The following is a 15,679-nucleotide window of genomic DNA, read 5'->3' on the forward strand; positions in this document are numbered from 1 at the left end:
GGCCCCATCAACCTCAGTGCGCCGACTCCTGGTAGTGGAACCGGGGCAGGGTCCAGCGGCGGCGGATCGCCAGCAGACGAAACAGGAAACCCAGGCCCAGGCAGAGCAGCAGCGACAGGTCCGTGGCCACCTTAAGATGGTCCAGCAGCACGTAGAGACCGGCGGTAAACAGGGCCACCGCGGCGTAGAGCTCCCTGTGAAACACCAGGGGCAGACTCTGGCAGAAGATGTCCCGGATCACCCCGCCGAACACGCCGGTCACCACCCCCATCACCACCGCCACCAGGGGGTTGAGCCCCAGGGCCAGGGTTTTCTGGGCGCCGATGACGGAGAACACCGCCAGCCCCAGGGCGTCGATCACCAGAAACAGGCGGGACAGGTAGCGCATCACCGGGGCGATGGCCACGGTGAGCAGGGCCGCCACGGCGATGGCCAGCAGGTACTCCACGTGGGCGATCCACACCAGGGGGTAGTTGCCGATCAGCAGATCCCGCACCGTGCCCCCGCCGATGGCGGTGACGCAGCCGACGATCACCACGCCAAACAGGTCCATCTGCCGGCGACCGGCCGCCAGGGCGCCGGTCATCGCCTCCGCCAGGATCCCCACCACCCACAACGCCGTGATGAATTGCGCCTCGTCCACCGTCCGCTCCCGCTTGCTCGCAAAAGGCGTCACTGTGCCGAAAGTGGTGCACCGGCGACAGCGACCCTTTGCCACCCGATGATGAATAACCATCATGCCGGCGGTCGCGGCACCCAACCGAGTTTGACGGACCAGATCCTCGCTTGATGAGTTAACACGTCGAGTCACTCCCCGTACTATGCCGGCCATTGAGCGCTGGTGAAAAAGTGAGCCACCGGTGCACATGACCCTTAACTACGCAAACCGAGGTAATCACCATGACCGACTTCAACGCCATCGACCAAGAGGTCAACGCCCTGTCCGACGTGATCTGGGACATGGCTTCCAACGTCTGGGAGTACGCCGAGCTGAGCTACGACGAGTTCAAAAGCTCCGCCCTGGAAAGCGCCGTACTGGAGCAACACGGCTTCACCATCGAGCAGCGCAACATCGCCGGCCTGCCCACCTCCTGGATCGCCACCTGGGGCAGCGGTGCCCCGGTGCTGGGCTACCTGGTGGAGTTCGATGCCCTGCCGGATCTGGGCAACGACACCGTGCCCCACAAGCAGCCCGCCAAAAGCGGCAACCCCAATGGCCACGGCTGCGGCCACAACCTGATCGGCTCCAGCTCCATTGGCGCCGCCATCGCCCTGAAAAACCACATGGAGAAAAACGGGATCCCCGGCACCATCAAGGTGTTTGGCTGCCCCGCCGAAGAGGCCCTGAACGGTAAGAACTACATGGCTGCCACCGGGGTGTTTGACCAGCTGGACGTGTGCCTGCACAACCACCCGGCGATGGTGAACTCCGCCATCAACTTCCACTCCACCGCCTCCATCGATCTTATCGTGGAGTGGCATGGCGTCACCGCCCACGCCGGGGCCGCCCCCTGGGATGGTCGCAACGCCGTCCACGCCGCCGAGATCTTCCTGGTCTCCGCCAACATGATGCGGGAGCAGCTCGAGCCCACCGGCCGCCTGCACTACCAGATCCTGGAGGGTGGCTCCGCGGTGAACGTGGTGCCGGACTACGCCAAGGTGCTGGTGCGATACCGCGGCAAGAGCGCCGACAACGTGCGCGAGCACAAAACCTGGCTGGAAGACATGGCCCAGGGCGCGGCGCTCTCCACCCAGACCCGCACCGAGGTGACCAACCTGGGCGGGATCTACGACTGCTTGCCCAACGACGTGCTGGCCGCCCGCATCACGGATCACATGCACCGCTACTTCCCCATTAAGTGGACCGAGGAGGAGCAGGCCTTCGCCAAGTCGATTCAGCGGGAGATGGGCAAGCCGGAGTCCGGCATGGCCACTGACGTAATGCCCGTTTCCACCGGCATCGAGGTGGGTGGCTCATCCGACGTGGGCGACATCAGCTGGAACGTGCCCACCATGGGGGTGATGTTTGCCGCCTGGCCGCTGCACATTCCGCCGCACCAGTGGGGCTGCACCGCCTGCAACGGCATGAGCATCGGCCGCAAGGCCGGCCTGCGCGCCGCCAACGTCCTGGCCGCCCAGGGCCTGGAGCTGATGACCGATCCGGCCCTGCTGGCAAAGGTGAAAGCGGACTTTGAGCAGAAGAAAGGCGGCCGCGAGTACGTCAGCCTGAACGACTCCGAGACCAACCCGCGCGCCGACGACTCCGATGCCCAGCTGGCCCACTACGAGTGCTGCCTGCACACCGCCCTGGAGCACCTGGACGGCTGCAACCACTGAGCGACCTGCCCCACTGCCCTCGGCAGTGGGGCCTGGTATCCCCAACCCCTAGGAGCACAAAGCAATGATCTCCATGGCTTTCCTGTTCGATCTGTTTTCCGTACTGGGTACCGTGGCCTTTGCCCTGTCCGCCGTCCTGGCGGCCCGAGGTCGGCAAGTCGATCTGTTCACCATCCTGGTGCTGGCCACCGTCACCGCCGTAGGCGGCGGCACCATCCGTGACACCCTGCTGGATGTGCCGATCTTCTGGGCGGAGGATACCTCCTACCTATGGATCGCCGGGGTCAGCGCCATGCTGGGTTTCTTCTTTTATACCCTGCTGGATCGCCGCTACCTCAACATGCTCTACCAGGCGGTGGACAGCGTTGCCATTGCCCTGTTTGGCGTGCTGGGCACCACCAAGGCCTGGGAACTGGGCTTCGGCCTGCCCCTGGGACCGGTGATCCTCGGGGTCATCACCGCCACCGGCGGTGGTGTCGTTCGTGACGTGCTGCTGCAGCGGCCCTCCATGCTGCTGGGCAAGGAGCTCTACATCGTTCCTGTGGCCCTGGGCTGCACCCTGCACGCCGGATTTCTGGCGTTGGCCCCGCAACACGCCGAACTCGGCGCTCTGCTGGCCATCGCCCTGGTGCTGGTGCTGCGCTACGGCACCCTGCGCCGCCACTGGTCTGTGCCCCAGTGGGGCCAGCTCAAGCTGAAATAACCACCCCCGTTAACCGGACCCGTCGGCCCGTGCCCTGCCCCATGCAGCGCACGGGCTTTTTTTTGCCCGCAGCAACACCGGTCGACCTTCCTGCCCCCCTATCGCTTCGTCCTTATCACGCCACGAACCAACATCAGACGCTTGGACCAGGGTGACCTGAGTGCGGGACGTTCCACCGCCTTTATGGCCGCACTGGGATCACTGGCGTCGCCCTGTCGCGGGCCGACTTCGAGCCCAAAATCGGCCCGACCGCGCCCCGATGGAGGCAAAAAAGCACGAAAATTACTTTTTTAGATGAACAATCCCACGAATAAAACAACCAGCCCAAAATCTAAAAAGCTTTCGATACATGCATTTAGATAAAAATGCCCTCCACTTTTTTACTTTTTGACGGACTGGATCCTCGCCAACTGAGTTAGCACGTGGTCGGCCCGCGGTTAAATTACCGCCATCGCAAATCACCACTGGCTTTAAGAGAGGCAATTATGATCACATCCAACCTGACCCTGCAGACCCAGTTCGAGCAAGGCAAGAAGTTCACCACCGGCGAGAAGATGCTGTATGTCCTGCAGCTGTCCGGCAGCTGGTACGAGATGGGCCAACAGTACGGCGCCCTGACCAAAGACGACCTGCAGACCATGTGGGACAAGACCGTGCAGCCGCTGTTCGAAAACGGCTTCACCACCGAAGCCGAAGCCACCCAGCTGTTTGGCCGCCGCGTCTTCGAAGCCCTGACCCTGCGCCGCAAGCAGTTCTACCAGGGCGTGGCCGACGCCATCGGCTGGCCGGTGGAGCACGTACTGGTGCTGGACCAGAGTGGCCCGCAGGCCATCTACCAGGGCAAAGCCCACTCCTTCTCCGGTTGCACCTCCCTGACCACCTGGGGCAAGAACACCGCCGAGGGCCACGCCCTGGTGGGCCGCAATATGGACTGGAACGAGCTGTTCCTGGAGTTCCCCGTGTACCTGACCGTCTACAACCCGAACGACGGCTCCAACAAGGTGGCCAACGTCAGCTGGGCAGGTTGGATGTGGCTGGTGACCGGCGTCAACGACAAAGGGGTCTACACCGACCTGCACGACGGCACCTCCATGGGCGGCAACATCATCTCCACCGAGAAGCCCTCCTTCCTCAACTCGGTGTTCGATTACCTCGCCGAGAGCGACAACATCGAGGCTCTGAGCGCCCGCTTCCAGGCGTCCCGCACCGACATCTCCACCATCTGGATGCTGGCGGACAAGCAGGGCAAGGCGTGCTCCTACGAGAACACCATCCAGGAGAACCGCCTGCGGACGGCGGACAAAGAGGCGGACTCCTTTATCACCGTCAACACCTTCCTGAACCCCGATTGGGGCCTGGGCCAGCGCGAGACCATGAGCTTCTCCCTCAAGCGTCTGGATAACCTGGCCGCCCGCCACCAGGAGCGCAGCGGCACCATCGACGCCCAGGGGATGCGGGAGATCTTTGACCTGCCCCTGTACAACGCCGACGGCAGCTTCAAGGAGAACGGTGGCGTGACCAAGCCCACTAACCAGGACGTGGATCTGACCAACTACTCAGTGGTGACCGATCTGACTGATCTCAACATGTGGATCAAGCTGCCCGCCCTGGGCCAGGACTGGCAGGCCATTGACCTCAAGGCCCTGTTCAACATGGCCTAAGCGCCGCTAGCCAAAATAAACGCCGCTAGCCAAACAAAACGCCGCACTCTGCCTGAGTGCGGCGTTTTGTTTATCCATTACTGTTACTGCGTGCCAAACAGGAAGCGCAGTGGCTGATCCAGCCGCTCGGCCCAGTCGGACTCGGTATGGGCGGCGCCGGGAAAGAAGCGACTGGTCCACAAACCCTTGGGGTAATTGGCAAACAGCGGGTCGACCTGGGCCTGCAGCGGCGGGTAGAGCGCATCCAGGGTCTGGTCGCCGTAATCAAAATAAAGCTTTTGACCGGTCAGCAAAGGCAGCCGCTGGGCGATGTAGGCCCTTAAAGCGGCCGGCGCCGGGTTGTCCGCGGTCATGATCCCGGGCCAATGGGTCGACAGCGCGGCGGCACCGGCAAAGGCCTCGGGGTGGCGGAGCAGACCATACCAGGAGATCAGCCCGCCCATGCTGGAGCCCATCAGGTAGCGATTTTCCGCACCGGGCTTGGCGGGAAAGTGCCCCTCGATATGGGGCGCCAGCTCCTCCAGCAGGAAGCGCAGGTAGGCGTCGGAGTGGAGGGGACCGCCGAACAGCGGTTGACCCGGGTGCCGCTCCAGGGCAAGAAACTGTCGCTGGGTCGGCTCCGGTAGGGTTTCAAAGGGCGCCTGGGGGAAGTACTCGTTGTGGCGCTGCGCTCCGGCGTTCCAGATCCCCACCACCATAAAAGGGCGCACCTGACCCTCGGCCATCAGCGCCGAGGCCACCTCGTCCACCCGCCACTCCTGGCCGTTCCAGGTGGTCTCGGCGTCGAACAGCATCTGGCCGTCGTGCATATAGAGCACCTCGAAGCGCTGACCGGGGGGGAAGCCCGACGGCGTCCACACCTCGATATGGCGAGGGGGTACCTGCTCGGAGGGAAAATCCGTCAGGCGGACCAGGGTGCCGGCACTGACCTGGGGCAAGGGTTGGGTTTGCGCCAGCGCCAGTCCGGGCAGCGCCAGCAGAAGCAGAATCAGTCGGAACATGGGGCCTCCCTGTCTCAGCCCTCAGGCTAACAGGGGAGGATGGCCCCGGGGGATGAATACGTATGCGTCCGGACTCAGTGGGGGGTGTCCAGCGCCTCGAGTCGGGCCATCAGGGCCGGCAGGTGCGCCTGCAGCCGGTTGATGGTGAGGGCGTTGCTCTTCTGCATCAGCTCCGGCATCAGGTCCAGGGACTTCTGCCCCACGGGGCTGCGGTAGAAAAAGGCCAGCTCCCGCAGCTCGGCCACGGTGAAGGCTTCGGCGTAGAGGGCAATCAGCTCCGGCTCCATGGCATCGTAGCTCAGGTGCTCCGCCATAAAGTCCCGCATCACCTGGGCGTGCGCCACCATCTCCGGGTTCTGGGCCAGCATGTTGGCCTGGATCTGGTCCAGCACCGTCACCAGCATCTGCTCGGTGCGGGAAGCCGCCAGCAGGTCCCGGGCGGCGTCCACCGCGTCGTCGTCCATCGCCCAGGCCGGCTGGGCCAGCATCAGCGCCAAGAGCGCAGCGTTCAATAACCGCATCATCATTTTCTCCACTCCTTGGGTAAAACATCATTAGAACAAGGCGTTGCCCTTTGGGCCAGCGTCCGAACGCCCAGCGCGCTGTAAGCGATCCGCCCGGAAAAGGTCCGCGCCATGAACTAGGCTGAAGGGGCTAACAAGGAGAGTTTCTCGTGAAAAAACAACATGGATTCAGCCTGGTCGGCCTGCTGCTGGTGCTGGCCATCCTCGGCCTGGCCTGGCACTACGGCGCCCCCCTCTGGCAAGGCACCCCCGGTGGGGGCAGCCAGCCCGCCAAGCTGCGCCAACTCAAGCTGGCCCTGGACCCCCAACTGCTGGCCCTGACCACCCAGGCCAAGCTGGAGCTGGGGCTGGCCCCGGCACAAGCCCAGGCGCAGCTGCACACCCGCTTTGGCCCCTGGCCCCTCGACGGGCGCTGGCCCCTGCCCCGTTCACAAGACAACCATTACCTGCTGGAGCTGATGAGCACCGGGCTCAGTGCGCAGGAGAGCCAGAAGACCGATTCCCAACGCCGCGTCCGCTACGACGCCCTGGCCAGCCTGGAGACCGCCGACTGGGTTCGCCTGGGCTACGGCGATCTGGAGCGGGGGGCCTGCTACCTGGAGTACCGGCCGGGCCAGCCCTTCCAGCTGCACACCCAGGGTTGCCCCTAGGCCTCGCGCATCACGCTTTTGTGCCAGAACTGCTGGGCCAGCTGAGCCTGCTTGCTGGCCAGGCGGGACATCTCGTGGCCCCCCTGGGCGGCGTCCGCCGCCTGCTGCAAGCTGCACTGGGCCAGATCGCTGATGGTCTGGATCGCCTCGCTGATGTCCCGGGTCACCACCCGCTGCTGGCTCATGGCGGTGGCGATCTCGCCGCTCATCAGGCTGATCTCCGACACGTCCTGGCGCAGCTTGTCGAACGCCTGGTCCGCCTCGTGGGTCATGGCCACGGTGTCCTGGGCCGCCTGTTGGCCCTGGCGCATCGCTTCGCTGGCGGCGTGGCTGGAGCCCTGGAACTGGGCAACGATCGCCTCGATCTGGGCAGTGGAGTCCGCGGTTCGCTTGGACAGGTTGCGCACCTCGTCCGCCACCACGGCAAAGCCGCGGCCGGACTCGCCGGCCCGGGCCGCCTCGATGGCGGCGTTCAGAGCCAACAGATTGGTTTGCTCGGCGATGTCGCGAATGACATCCAGCACCTGGGCGATGGCCTGGCTGTCCCGCTCGATGGTGGCCACCTCATCGGCGATGCGGGCCACCTCGCCGCTGAGCCCCTCGATGGAGCCGGTCACCCGCTCCAGCACCTGACGCCCCTCGTTGGCCACCTCCTGACTGTGAGTCAGGGCCTGGGCCACCCGTTCGGCGTTGTCCGCCACCTCGTTGAAGCTGGCACTCATCTCCTCCACCGCCGCCGCGGCCGCAGTGGTCTGCTCGTTCTGCCGGGTGGCCCGCTCCTGGGTCTGCAGTACGGTGTCATTGAGCCGGCGCCCCTTCTCGCACAGGGCACTGGCGCTGTCCGCCATCCGGCCCACCACCCCACCGGTTTCGGTGGAGAGGAAGTGCATCGCCAGGTCGATCTGCCCCAGCTCGTCGTTGCGTCCGGTGAACACCCCCTGGGCCAACGGGTCCTCGATGATCCCCCTGGCCCGCTCCGCCAGCTTCATCAGCGGTGCCAGCAGGGCGCCCATCACTACCAAGCTCACCACCGCGCCGAGGGCGGTGCCCAGCAGCGGCTGCCAGCTGGCCAGGGCCCCGGTCAGCAGCGCCAGTGCGGCAACCGCCAGCAGCAGCCGGCCGCGAAAGCCCACTTTCGCCGGTTTCAGACAGCGGGGGGTTTGGCCGGCGTTGACCGCCTGATAGAGGGCGTCGGCGTGCTCGATCTGGGCCTCGGTGGGACGACGGCGTACCGACTGGTACTCGTGGATCTCCCCCTCCTCCAGCACCGGTGAGACATAGGCGTTGACCCAGTAGTGATCGCCGCTGCGGGTGCGGTTCTTCACCAGGCCAAACCAGGACTGTCCCGACTGGATCCGCCGCCACAGGCTCTCGAAAGCCAATGGGGGCATGTCGGGATGGCGAATGAGGTTGTGGGGTTCCCCCCGCAGCTCCTTGGCGCTGAACTCGCAGATCTCGGCGAAGTCGCCGTTGGCGTACTTGATGTTGCCCTTGAGATCCGTGGTGGAAAGCAGGATGGCATCGCCAGGGTAGCGTTTTTCCTGTCCGGTGATAGGTTGGTTATTGCGCACGCCCAGTCTCGTCCTTCGCTGTGAGTGTTGGGGAGACATGGTGCCAAAAAGCCGTTGGCCGGGACCTTGGCCTGGATCACGTAAGCGACGGAATTTTTAGAAAATATTGATTTACCGAGGGGGCGCAATGAAGGGAATGGGGTTCGCCGCGATTCTGCTGCTGACCGGCTGCCAGGCCGGCCCGCCCCCCTGCCCGATGGCCCCGCAACACTGGCCCGACAGCCTGAGCGCGGACGTGGAGGCCCTCACCGAGCCGAGGATGGCGGGCCGGCGCACCGGAACAGAAGGCGCCCGACTGGCCGCGGACTACCTGGCCGCCCGTCTGAATGAGCTGGGCCTGTCCCCCTGGCAGGGGCAGTCGCGCCAGGATTTCCAGTACGGTCCCCCCTGGGCGGTCAAAACCGGACAGAACCTGGTGGCCTGGGTGCCGGGGCCGCCCCCCTACCGCCTGGTGGTGGCCCACTACGACCACCTGGGCCGGGTGAAAGGCCAGGTCCATCCCGGGGCCGACGACAACGCCAGCGGGGTGGCGGTGCTGCTGGCCCTGGCGGAACGGGCCCAGGCTGCGCCGACGGCCCAGGGGGTGATCTTCGCCGCCCTGGACGCGGAGGAGAACGGGGTGCACGGCAGCCAGGCGCTGCAGCGGGCCCTGGCGGATCAGCCGCTGGAGTGGGTGCTCAACCTGGACATGGTGGGCCGGCCCCCCCGGGACGGTCGGGCCCAGCTGTGGTGGCGGCCCGGTTGGGCCGACGGCAAGGACGCCCTGGCGGCGATGGCTCCCCACCTGTGCGTGGAGCAGGGCCGCCGCAGGATGAAGGGCCACGATGGCTGGCACTACGACAGCACCAAGGCATCAGACCACTACCCCTTCCACCAGGCCGGTCAAAACTGGCTCTACCTGGGCGTGCCCGCCCACCGGGACTACCACAGCCCCCGGGACCAGGCCGAGCGGCTGGACTACCCCTTTATGGCGGCGGTCACCGAGGGGGCCTGGGCCCTGCTCAGGGCCCACTAGAGGCGCTGGCCCGCCCCGCCTCCTCCAGCAGCCGGGCCATCAGCCGCTCCCGGGCGGGATCCCCCGCCGCCGGGGCGGTGCCCTGGTTGTCCACCCGGAACGCGAAACGGTTCTCCCCCTGGGGGATCGCCTGTACGGTGATCCTGTCGTGATCCAGCAACCACCAGACGTTGAAGTGAAACCCCAGTCGGCCGTCGTCCAGGGGAATGGGATCCTTGTCGGGAAACTCCGCGGCGATGGCCCGCAGCAGCACCGCCTCGGCCTCTTTCGGGGTGAGGGAAAAGGTGCCGTCGGGGGCCAGCAGGCTGCTGCTGGTGCCACTGCAGCCGGCCAACAGCAACACCAGGCTCAACAGCAAAACGCGTCCCATGGGGGGCTCCGGAAGGGTGAGGTTTTGTCCCAGTATAGGGGGCACAAAAAACGGGGGCCGCGGCCCCCGTGATTGTGTTTCGACCTGCCCTTGCGGCCTCAGGCCCCCAATGAGGGGCGCACCCCCAGGGCGTGGCAGATGGCGTAGGAGAGCTCCGCCCGGTTCAGGGTGTAGAAATGGAACTCCTCCACCCCCTCCTTGGCCAGCACCTTGGCCATCTCGATGGCGACGTTGGCCCCCACCAGCTTGCGGGTGGCCGGGTCATCATCGAGGCCGTCGAACATGTGGTGCAGCCAGTTGGGCACCCGGATCTTGGCGAAATCGGCAAACTTGAGCAGCTGCTGGTAGTTGGTCACCGGCAGGATCCCGGGGACGATCTCGGCGTCGATCCCGGCGGCGGCACAACGGTCACGGAAACGCAGGTAGGCCTCGATGTCGAAGAAGAACTGGGTGATGGCCCGAGTGGCACCGGCGTCCACCTTGCGCTTGAGGTTGATGAGATCCGCCTGGGCAGAGAGCGCCTCCGGGTGGCACTCCGGGTAGGCGGCCACGGAGATCTCGAAATCCCCCACCCCCCGCAGCAGGCTCACCAGATCCGCGGCGTAGCGGTTCGGGTTGGGCTGACCGGCGGGCACATCGCCTCGCAGGGCAACGATGTGGCGCACCCCCTGGGCCCAGTACTGCTTGGCCAGGGCCACCAACTGCTCGTCGGAGGCGTCCACCAGGGTCAGGTGGGGCGCCGCCTGCAGGGCGGTTTCATTGTGGATCCGTTCAATAACCTTGTGGGTGCGGTCCCGCACTCCGGAGTTGGCGCCGTAGGTGACGGAGACGAAACGGGGCTTGAGCGGCGCCAGCCGCTCGATGGAGTGCCAGAGGGTGGTCTCCATCTCGGCGGTGGAGGGCGGGAAGAACTCGAAGGAGACCTGAATGTCCCGCAGTGAGCTCAGTCGCTCGTTTAACGCTTCCACCTGTTGGGCGTGATGAAATCCCATATCCCCGACTCCCTCTCAAAGCTTGATCATTAATGCAGTAAACGGCGGCAGATTGCCACCAGATCCGATTGCACCGCGGCGGCGGTCACCGCCCGTCCGGCGCCGGGGCCCTGGATCACCAGGCCCTCCGGGTAGTATTCGCTGCGCAGCAGGAACTGGTTGTCCCCCGCCGGCAGGCTGGCAAAGGGGTGTGCCGGGGTGACTGCCTCCAGCCCCACCTTGGCCAGCAGGGTGCCCCCCTCCAGGGAGAGCGCCGCGGTGTAGCGCAGCACCTTGCCCTCGGCATCGGCGGCGGCCACCGCTTCGGCCAGGGGCCGGTCCAGCTCGTCGATGCGTGCCAGGAACTGGTCCAGGGGCAGAGGCCGCAGCGCCTCGGGCACCAAGGACTCCAGCGCCACCTGCTCCAGCTCCAGCTCCACCCCCAGCTCCCGGGCCAGGATCAGCAGCTTGCGCTGCATGTCGACGCCAGAGAGATCGTCCCGCGGGTCCGGCTCTGTCAGCCCCTCCGCCTTGGCGGCCAGCACCAGCTCGGAGAAGGGGCGCTGCCCGTCGTAGTGATGGAACAGCCAGCTCAGGGTGCCGGAGAACACGCCGTCGATCCGCGCCAGACGATCGCCGCTGCGACGCAGGTCGTCGATGGCGTAGAAGATGGGCAGCCCGGCCCCCACGGTGGCGTTGTAGCGCCAGTAGAGGTGGCGCTCCGCCAGGTGCTGTTTGAGCTGGCGGTAGAACGCCAGGGGACCGCTGCCGGCCTGCTTATTGGCGCTGACCAGGTGGATCCCCTGCTCCAGCAGCTTGGGGTAGGCCAGGCCCAGGCGGGCGCTGGCAGTGATGTCCAGCAGCACCAGCTCGTCGAAGGGCAGGGTGCCCAGCTCCGTCACCAGATCCTCCAGCTGGTAATCCACCGCCTCGGACTCGAACCGGCTTTGCCACTGGCCCGGCAGGATCCCCTCGGCGTCCACCAGGGCCTGGTCCTGGCCCATGATCGCCACCAGGGTGAGCTGGGCCTCCAGCTCCTGGCTGATGCGCGCCTGGTAGCCGGCAAACTGATCCAGCCAGGCGCTGCCGATGTTGCCCTTGCCCGCCACCACCAGGCCGATGCGCTTGCGCGCCCCGGCACAGCGGCGGTGCACCCGGGCGGTGAGATCCGCCACTTGCTCGGCGGGCACCAGGGTCACCAGGGCCAGGGCATCCGCCTTGAGCGGCCAGGCCTGGCGACCCAGCAGTCGGGCGAAGGCGCCGCGCAGCCGGGGCGCACCCTGGCTGACCAGACCCACCAGCCCCTGGCTGAGGTCCCGACGGATGGCGCCGCCGATCCGGTCCTGCAGTTGGGCCTGCACCGCGTCGGCCTGCTCCTCCAGCACCGCCACGGCGCCGCGCTCCGGGTAGCTGACCAGGGGCGACAGCCCCCCGGCCTCCAGCTCGGCAAAGGCCGCCGCCAGGGTGTCAGACGCCCCCTGGCAGTGCAGCAGTGCCACCCGGGTCAGGCTGGTCACCACCGGCTCCGCCTCGGCGTCGCCGGCCAGGATCCGGGTGTAGGGCCGCTCCGGGGTGTAGCTGGAGCGGATGTTGAGATTGCCGGGCTGACGCTTGAGGGGCTGCAGGGTGCGGGGGTGGAGCACCGGGGAGCCCAGCCGGGCCAGGCGGTCCGCCTCCTCCAGGGTCAGGGCGGTTTGCAGCCGAGCGTCGTCCAGCAGATTGGGGTCGGCGTTGAACACCCCCTCGACGTCGGTCCAGATGGTGATGCCCGCCACCCCGGCCAGGGTGCCGATCAGGGTGGCGCTGTAATCGGAGCCGTTCCGCCCCAGCAGCACGGTCTCCCCCTGCTCGTCGGCAGCGATGTAGCCGGTGATCACCACGCGGGTGTGAGGCTGGGCGGCGAGCTGGCCGGAAAGGGCCTGGCGGCTTTGCGCCTCCCGCGGCTGGGGGGTGATCCCCGGGGCGACGGTGAGGAATTCACGGGCGTCCAGGCTGGCGGCGGCCACCCCCAGCTGACGCAGTGCGGCGGCCAGCAGGCGGGCGGACCAGCCCTCCCCCAGGGCCTGAATGCGGTTGCGGTGGCTGGCGGGCTGGGCCAGCCACTGGCTCAGGCGGCCGAAATCGGCGGCCAGCTGGGCCTGCTGGGACTGGGCCTCGTCGCCCACCAGCAGTTGGGCAATCAGGCCCCGCTGGTAGTCCTGCAGCTGGGCCAAAGGCGCGCTGAGGTCCGCGCCACGGGTGGCGCGCTCAATCAGATCGATCAGGGCGTTGGTGGTCTTGCCGGCGGCGGAGACCACCACCAGATCATCGGCCTGGCCCTGGGTCAGCAGGATGTGCACCACCCGGCGGTAGCAATCGGCGTCCGCCAGGGAGGAGCCGCCAAATTTGTGCAGATGACTGCGGGACATCGGCTTCGACTCCTTGTTCGCTCAGCCCAGGGCCTGGCTCAGATCGGCCACCAGATCCCGCGGATCTTCGATGCCGACGGAGAGGCGGATCAGGGTGTCGGAGATCCCGGCCACCCGGCGGGCCTCCGGGTCCATGGCGGCGTGAGTCATGGTGGCCGGGTGGGCCACCAGGCTCTCCACCCCGCCCAGGCTCTCCGCCAGGGAGAACAGCTCGAGCCGGGAGAGGAAGGCGCGCACTTCGGTCTCGCCCCCCTTGAGTTCGAAACTCAGCATGGCGCCGAAACCCGCCTGCTGACGCTTGGCCAGCTCGTGCTGCGGATGGCTGACCAGGCCCGGGTAGTGGACCTGGGCCACCGCCGGGTGATCCGCCAGCAGGGCCACCACCGCCTCGGCGTTGGCCTGGTGCTGCTGGATCCGCAGCGGCAGGGTGCGCAGCCCCCGCAGGGTCAGCCAGGCGTCGAAAGGAGCGCCGGTGATCCCCAGGCAGTTGCCCCACCAGGCCAGCTGCTCCGCCAGTTCGGGCTCCTTGGCCACCACCACGCCGGCCACCACGTCGGAGTGGCCATTGATGTACTTGGTGGTGGAGTGGATCACGATGTCGGCGCCCAGGCTCAGCGGCTGCTGCAGTACCGGCGACAGGAAGGTGTTGTCCGCCACCACCAGGGCGCCTACCGCCTTGGCCTTGGCGGCGATGCCCGCCACGTCCACCACCCGAAGCAGGGGGTTGGAGGGGGTTTCCAGCCACACCATCTTGGGCCCCTGGGCCAGCACGGCGTCCAGGGCCGCTTCGTCGCCCTGGTCCACCACCGCCAGCTTGAAGGCTCCCTTGTTGGCCTGGGAGGTGAACAGCCGGTAGCTGCCGCCGTAGCAATCGTGGGGCACCACCAGCAGATCCTCTGGGCCCAGCAGGGCGGTGGCCAGGGTCACCGCGGCCATGCCGGTGGCGGTCACCACGGCGCCGGCGCCGCCCTCCAGCTTGGCCAGGGTATCGGCCAGGGCGGAGCGGGTGGGGTTGCCGCTGCGGGCGTAGTCGTACTGACGGGGCTGACCGAAGTCTTCGAAGGTGTAGTTGGTGGAAAGGTAGATGGGCGGCACCACGGCCCCATGCTGGGTATCGGTGTCGATGCCCTCACGGGCGGCAATGGTGGCGAAGTGGCGCTGGCTCATCGGTGCATCCTCCAGTCTGACGCGGATATCGGGGGGGTCGAGAGGCTTAAGTTAACGGCCATACGGTTAGGCGTCAAGACGTTTAGCCATCTAAACGTTCATAGGTTAAGACGGCAACCATTTGACTCTACTGTCGGTGTGGTTAAAATTTGCAACCGTAATCACGACTTAAAGGTGCATCGATGAGTGTCCAGTGGAATGGGGAATACATCAGCCCCTATGCGGAACATGGCAAGAAGAACGAACAGGTCAAAAAGATCACCGTTTCCATCCCGCTGAAAGTGCTCAAAATTCTCACTGACGAGCGCACCCGCCGCCAGGTGGGTAACCTGCGCCACGCCACCAACAGCGAGCTGCTGTGCGAAGCCTTCCTGCACGCCTACACCGGCCAGCCGCTGCCAGAGGACGAGGACCTGCGCAAGGACAAGCCCGACAGCGTGCCCTCCGAAGCCCGACGCATCATGGAATCTTTGGGCATCGATTGGGACAGCCTCGAAGATTGATCAGAAAAAGCCTGCGACGCAGGCTTTTTTGTTGGTTCAACCGGTGAGCGAGACGAGGCGGTAATTGGATCTCAGCCTGCTTTGGGTGCTGGCGGTGGTGACCCTGGGGGCCGCCGTCCAGGGCGCCATCGGCTTCGGCCTGGCGGTGGTGGTCACCCCCATCCTGTACCTGCATGACCCGGCCTGGGTGCCCGGTCCCATCATTTTGATGGGGATGCTGCTCTCCATCCTGACCCTGGTGCGCACCCGCGCCGCCCTGGACGTAGGGATCCTGGGCCCGGCCCTGCTGGGTCGGATCCCCGGCGGGATCCTTGGCACCTACCTGCTGGTGGTGGCCTCGGCGGAGTGGCTGGGGCTGGGGATCGGGCTGATCGTACTCTGTGCGGTGGCCCTGACGGTGCGCAAGCTGTCGGTGCCGGTGAATCGCACCAACCTGTTCTGGGCCGGCACCGTCTCAGGCGTGTTCTCCGCCATCGCCGCCATCGGCGGTCCCCCCATGGCGCTGCTGCTCAACCACAACCAGAGCGCCGCCCTGATGCGCCAGACCCTGTCCGGCTTCTTCCTGTTCAGCTGCGTGATCGCCTTGGTGCTGCTGATCCTGGCCGGCGCCTTCGGCTGGGAGGAGCTGAAGCGCGGCCTGCTGCTGTTGCCGGCCACCTGGCTGGGGTTCGCCATCGGCGATCGCCTGGCGGGCCGCTTCGCCCCGGAGCGGCTCAAGGCCGCCACCCTCGCCCTGTGCACCCTGGCCGGCACCCTGCTGCTGGGCCAATCGCTGTTCGCCCTGACCGCCGGTTAACC

15 protein-coding genes are annotated in these 15,679 nt (G+C 66.4%); 7 read left to right on the forward strand and 8 right to left on the reverse strand.

Annotated elements, in window-relative coordinates; genetic code table 11:
- Window positions 1-13: 13 nt before the first annotated feature.
- Window positions 14-643 (reverse strand): trimeric intracellular cation channel family protein, encoded by a 630-nt coding sequence (locus KUV81_RS13655; protein WP_222544437.1) that lies wholly within the window; start codon window positions 641-643, stop codon window positions 14-16.
- Between the two features lie 257 nt (window positions 644-900).
- Here KUV81_RS13655 and KUV81_RS13660 point away from each other — a divergent pair, with 257 nt between their 5' ends.
- The 3 genes from KUV81_RS13660 (at window position 901) to KUV81_RS13670 (ending at window position 4,701) form a co-directional block, all read left to right on the forward strand.
- Window positions 901-2,337 (forward strand): amidohydrolase, encoded by a 1,437-nt coding sequence (locus KUV81_RS13660; protein ID WP_222544438.1) that lies wholly within the window; start codon window positions 901-903, stop codon window positions 2,335-2,337.
- Window positions 2,338-2,401: 64 nt separating this feature from the next.
- Window positions 2,402-3,040 carry a trimeric intracellular cation channel family protein gene (locus KUV81_RS13665; protein ID WP_222544439.1) on the forward strand — a complete coding sequence of 213 codons (639 nt, stop codon included), beginning with the start codon at window positions 2,402-2,404 and terminating at the stop codon, window positions 3,038-3,040.
- Window positions 3,041-3,525: 485 nt separating this feature from the next.
- Window positions 3,526-4,701 (forward strand): C45 family autoproteolytic acyltransferase/hydolase, encoded by a 1,176-nt coding sequence (locus tag KUV81_RS13670; protein ID WP_222544440.1) that lies wholly within the window; start codon window positions 3,526-3,528, stop codon window positions 4,699-4,701.
- A gap of 83 nt (window positions 4,702-4,784) precedes the next feature.
- Here the strand turns inward: KUV81_RS13670 and KUV81_RS13675 are convergent, their stop codons facing one another.
- Window positions 4,785-5,702 (reverse strand): alpha/beta hydrolase, encoded by a 918-nt coding sequence (locus tag KUV81_RS13675; protein ID WP_222544441.1) that lies wholly within the window; start codon window positions 5,700-5,702, stop codon window positions 4,785-4,787.
- A 74-nt stretch (window positions 5,703-5,776) separates the two neighbouring features.
- Window positions 5,777-6,226, reverse strand: coding sequence for a DUF2059 domain-containing protein (locus KUV81_RS13680; RefSeq protein ID WP_222544442.1), 450 nt, complete (start codon window positions 6,224-6,226; stop codon window positions 5,777-5,779).
- 149 nt (window positions 6,227-6,375) lie between these two features.
- On the opposite strand from KUV81_RS13680, the gene KUV81_RS13685 reads away from it, so the two are divergent.
- Entirely contained in the window at window positions 6,376-6,876 is a 501-nt protein-coding gene (locus tag KUV81_RS13685; protein ID WP_222544443.1) for a prepilin-type N-terminal cleavage/methylation domain-containing protein, read from the forward strand.
- On the opposite strand, the gene KUV81_RS13690 is transcribed toward KUV81_RS13685, so the two are convergent.
- The gene (locus KUV81_RS13690; protein ID WP_222544444.1) at window positions 6,873-8,486 is read right to left on the reverse strand and encodes a PAS domain-containing methyl-accepting chemotaxis protein; all 1,614 of its coding nucleotides are present in this window, start codon (window positions 8,484-8,486) and stop codon (window positions 6,873-6,875) included. The genes KUV81_RS13685 and KUV81_RS13690 overlap by 4 nt on opposite strands.
- 97 nt (window positions 8,487-8,583) lie before the next feature.
- Between KUV81_RS13690 and KUV81_RS13695 the strand changes: the two genes are divergently transcribed.
- A complete protein-coding gene (locus KUV81_RS13695; protein WP_222544445.1) occupies window positions 8,584-9,462 on the forward strand; it encodes a M28 family peptidase in 879 nt (292 codons plus the stop codon).
- Here the strand turns inward: KUV81_RS13695 and KUV81_RS13700 are convergent.
- From KUV81_RS13700 to metB, 4 genes are all read right to left on the reverse strand, one after another.
- A complete protein-coding gene (locus KUV81_RS13700) occupies window positions 9,449-9,832 on the reverse strand; it encodes a hypothetical protein (protein ID WP_222544446.1) in 384 nt (127 codons plus the stop codon). The genes KUV81_RS13695 and KUV81_RS13700 overlap by 14 nt on opposite strands.
- Window positions 9,833-9,930: 98 nt before the next feature.
- Window positions 9,931-10,824 (reverse strand): methylenetetrahydrofolate reductase, encoded by an 894-nt coding sequence (gene metF / locus KUV81_RS13705; protein WP_222544447.1) that lies wholly within the window; start codon window positions 10,822-10,824, stop codon window positions 9,931-9,933.
- 29 nt (window positions 10,825-10,853) lie between these two features.
- Entirely contained in the window at window positions 10,854-13,211 is a 2,358-nt protein-coding gene (gene metL / locus KUV81_RS13710) for a bifunctional aspartate kinase/homoserine dehydrogenase II (RefSeq protein ID WP_222544448.1), read from the reverse strand.
- 21 nt (window positions 13,212-13,232) lie between these two features.
- Window positions 13,233-14,378 carry a cystathionine gamma-synthase gene (gene metB, locus KUV81_RS13715; RefSeq protein ID WP_222544449.1) on the reverse strand — a complete coding sequence of 382 codons (1,146 nt, stop codon included), beginning with the start codon at window positions 14,376-14,378 and terminating at the stop codon, window positions 13,233-13,235.
- A gap of 182 nt (window positions 14,379-14,560) precedes the next feature.
- On the opposite strand from metB, the gene metJ reads away from it, so the two are divergent.
- Window positions 14,561-14,881, forward strand: coding sequence for a met regulon transcriptional regulator MetJ (metJ, locus tag KUV81_RS13720; RefSeq protein ID WP_222544450.1), 321 nt, complete (start codon window positions 14,561-14,563; stop codon window positions 14,879-14,881).
- Window positions 14,882-14,945: 64 nt separating this feature from the next.
- On the forward strand, window positions 14,946-15,677 hold the full coding sequence (locus tag KUV81_RS13725; protein WP_222544451.1) for a sulfite exporter TauE/SafE family protein: 732 nt from the start codon (window positions 14,946-14,948) through the stop codon (window positions 15,675-15,677).
- Window positions 15,678-15,679 lie beyond the last annotated feature (2 nt).

Source organism: Ferrimonas balearica (assembly GCF_019802085.1).
In the GTDB taxonomy this organism is placed as follows: domain Bacteria; phylum Pseudomonadota; class Gammaproteobacteria; order Enterobacterales; family Shewanellaceae; genus Ferrimonas; species Ferrimonas balearica_B.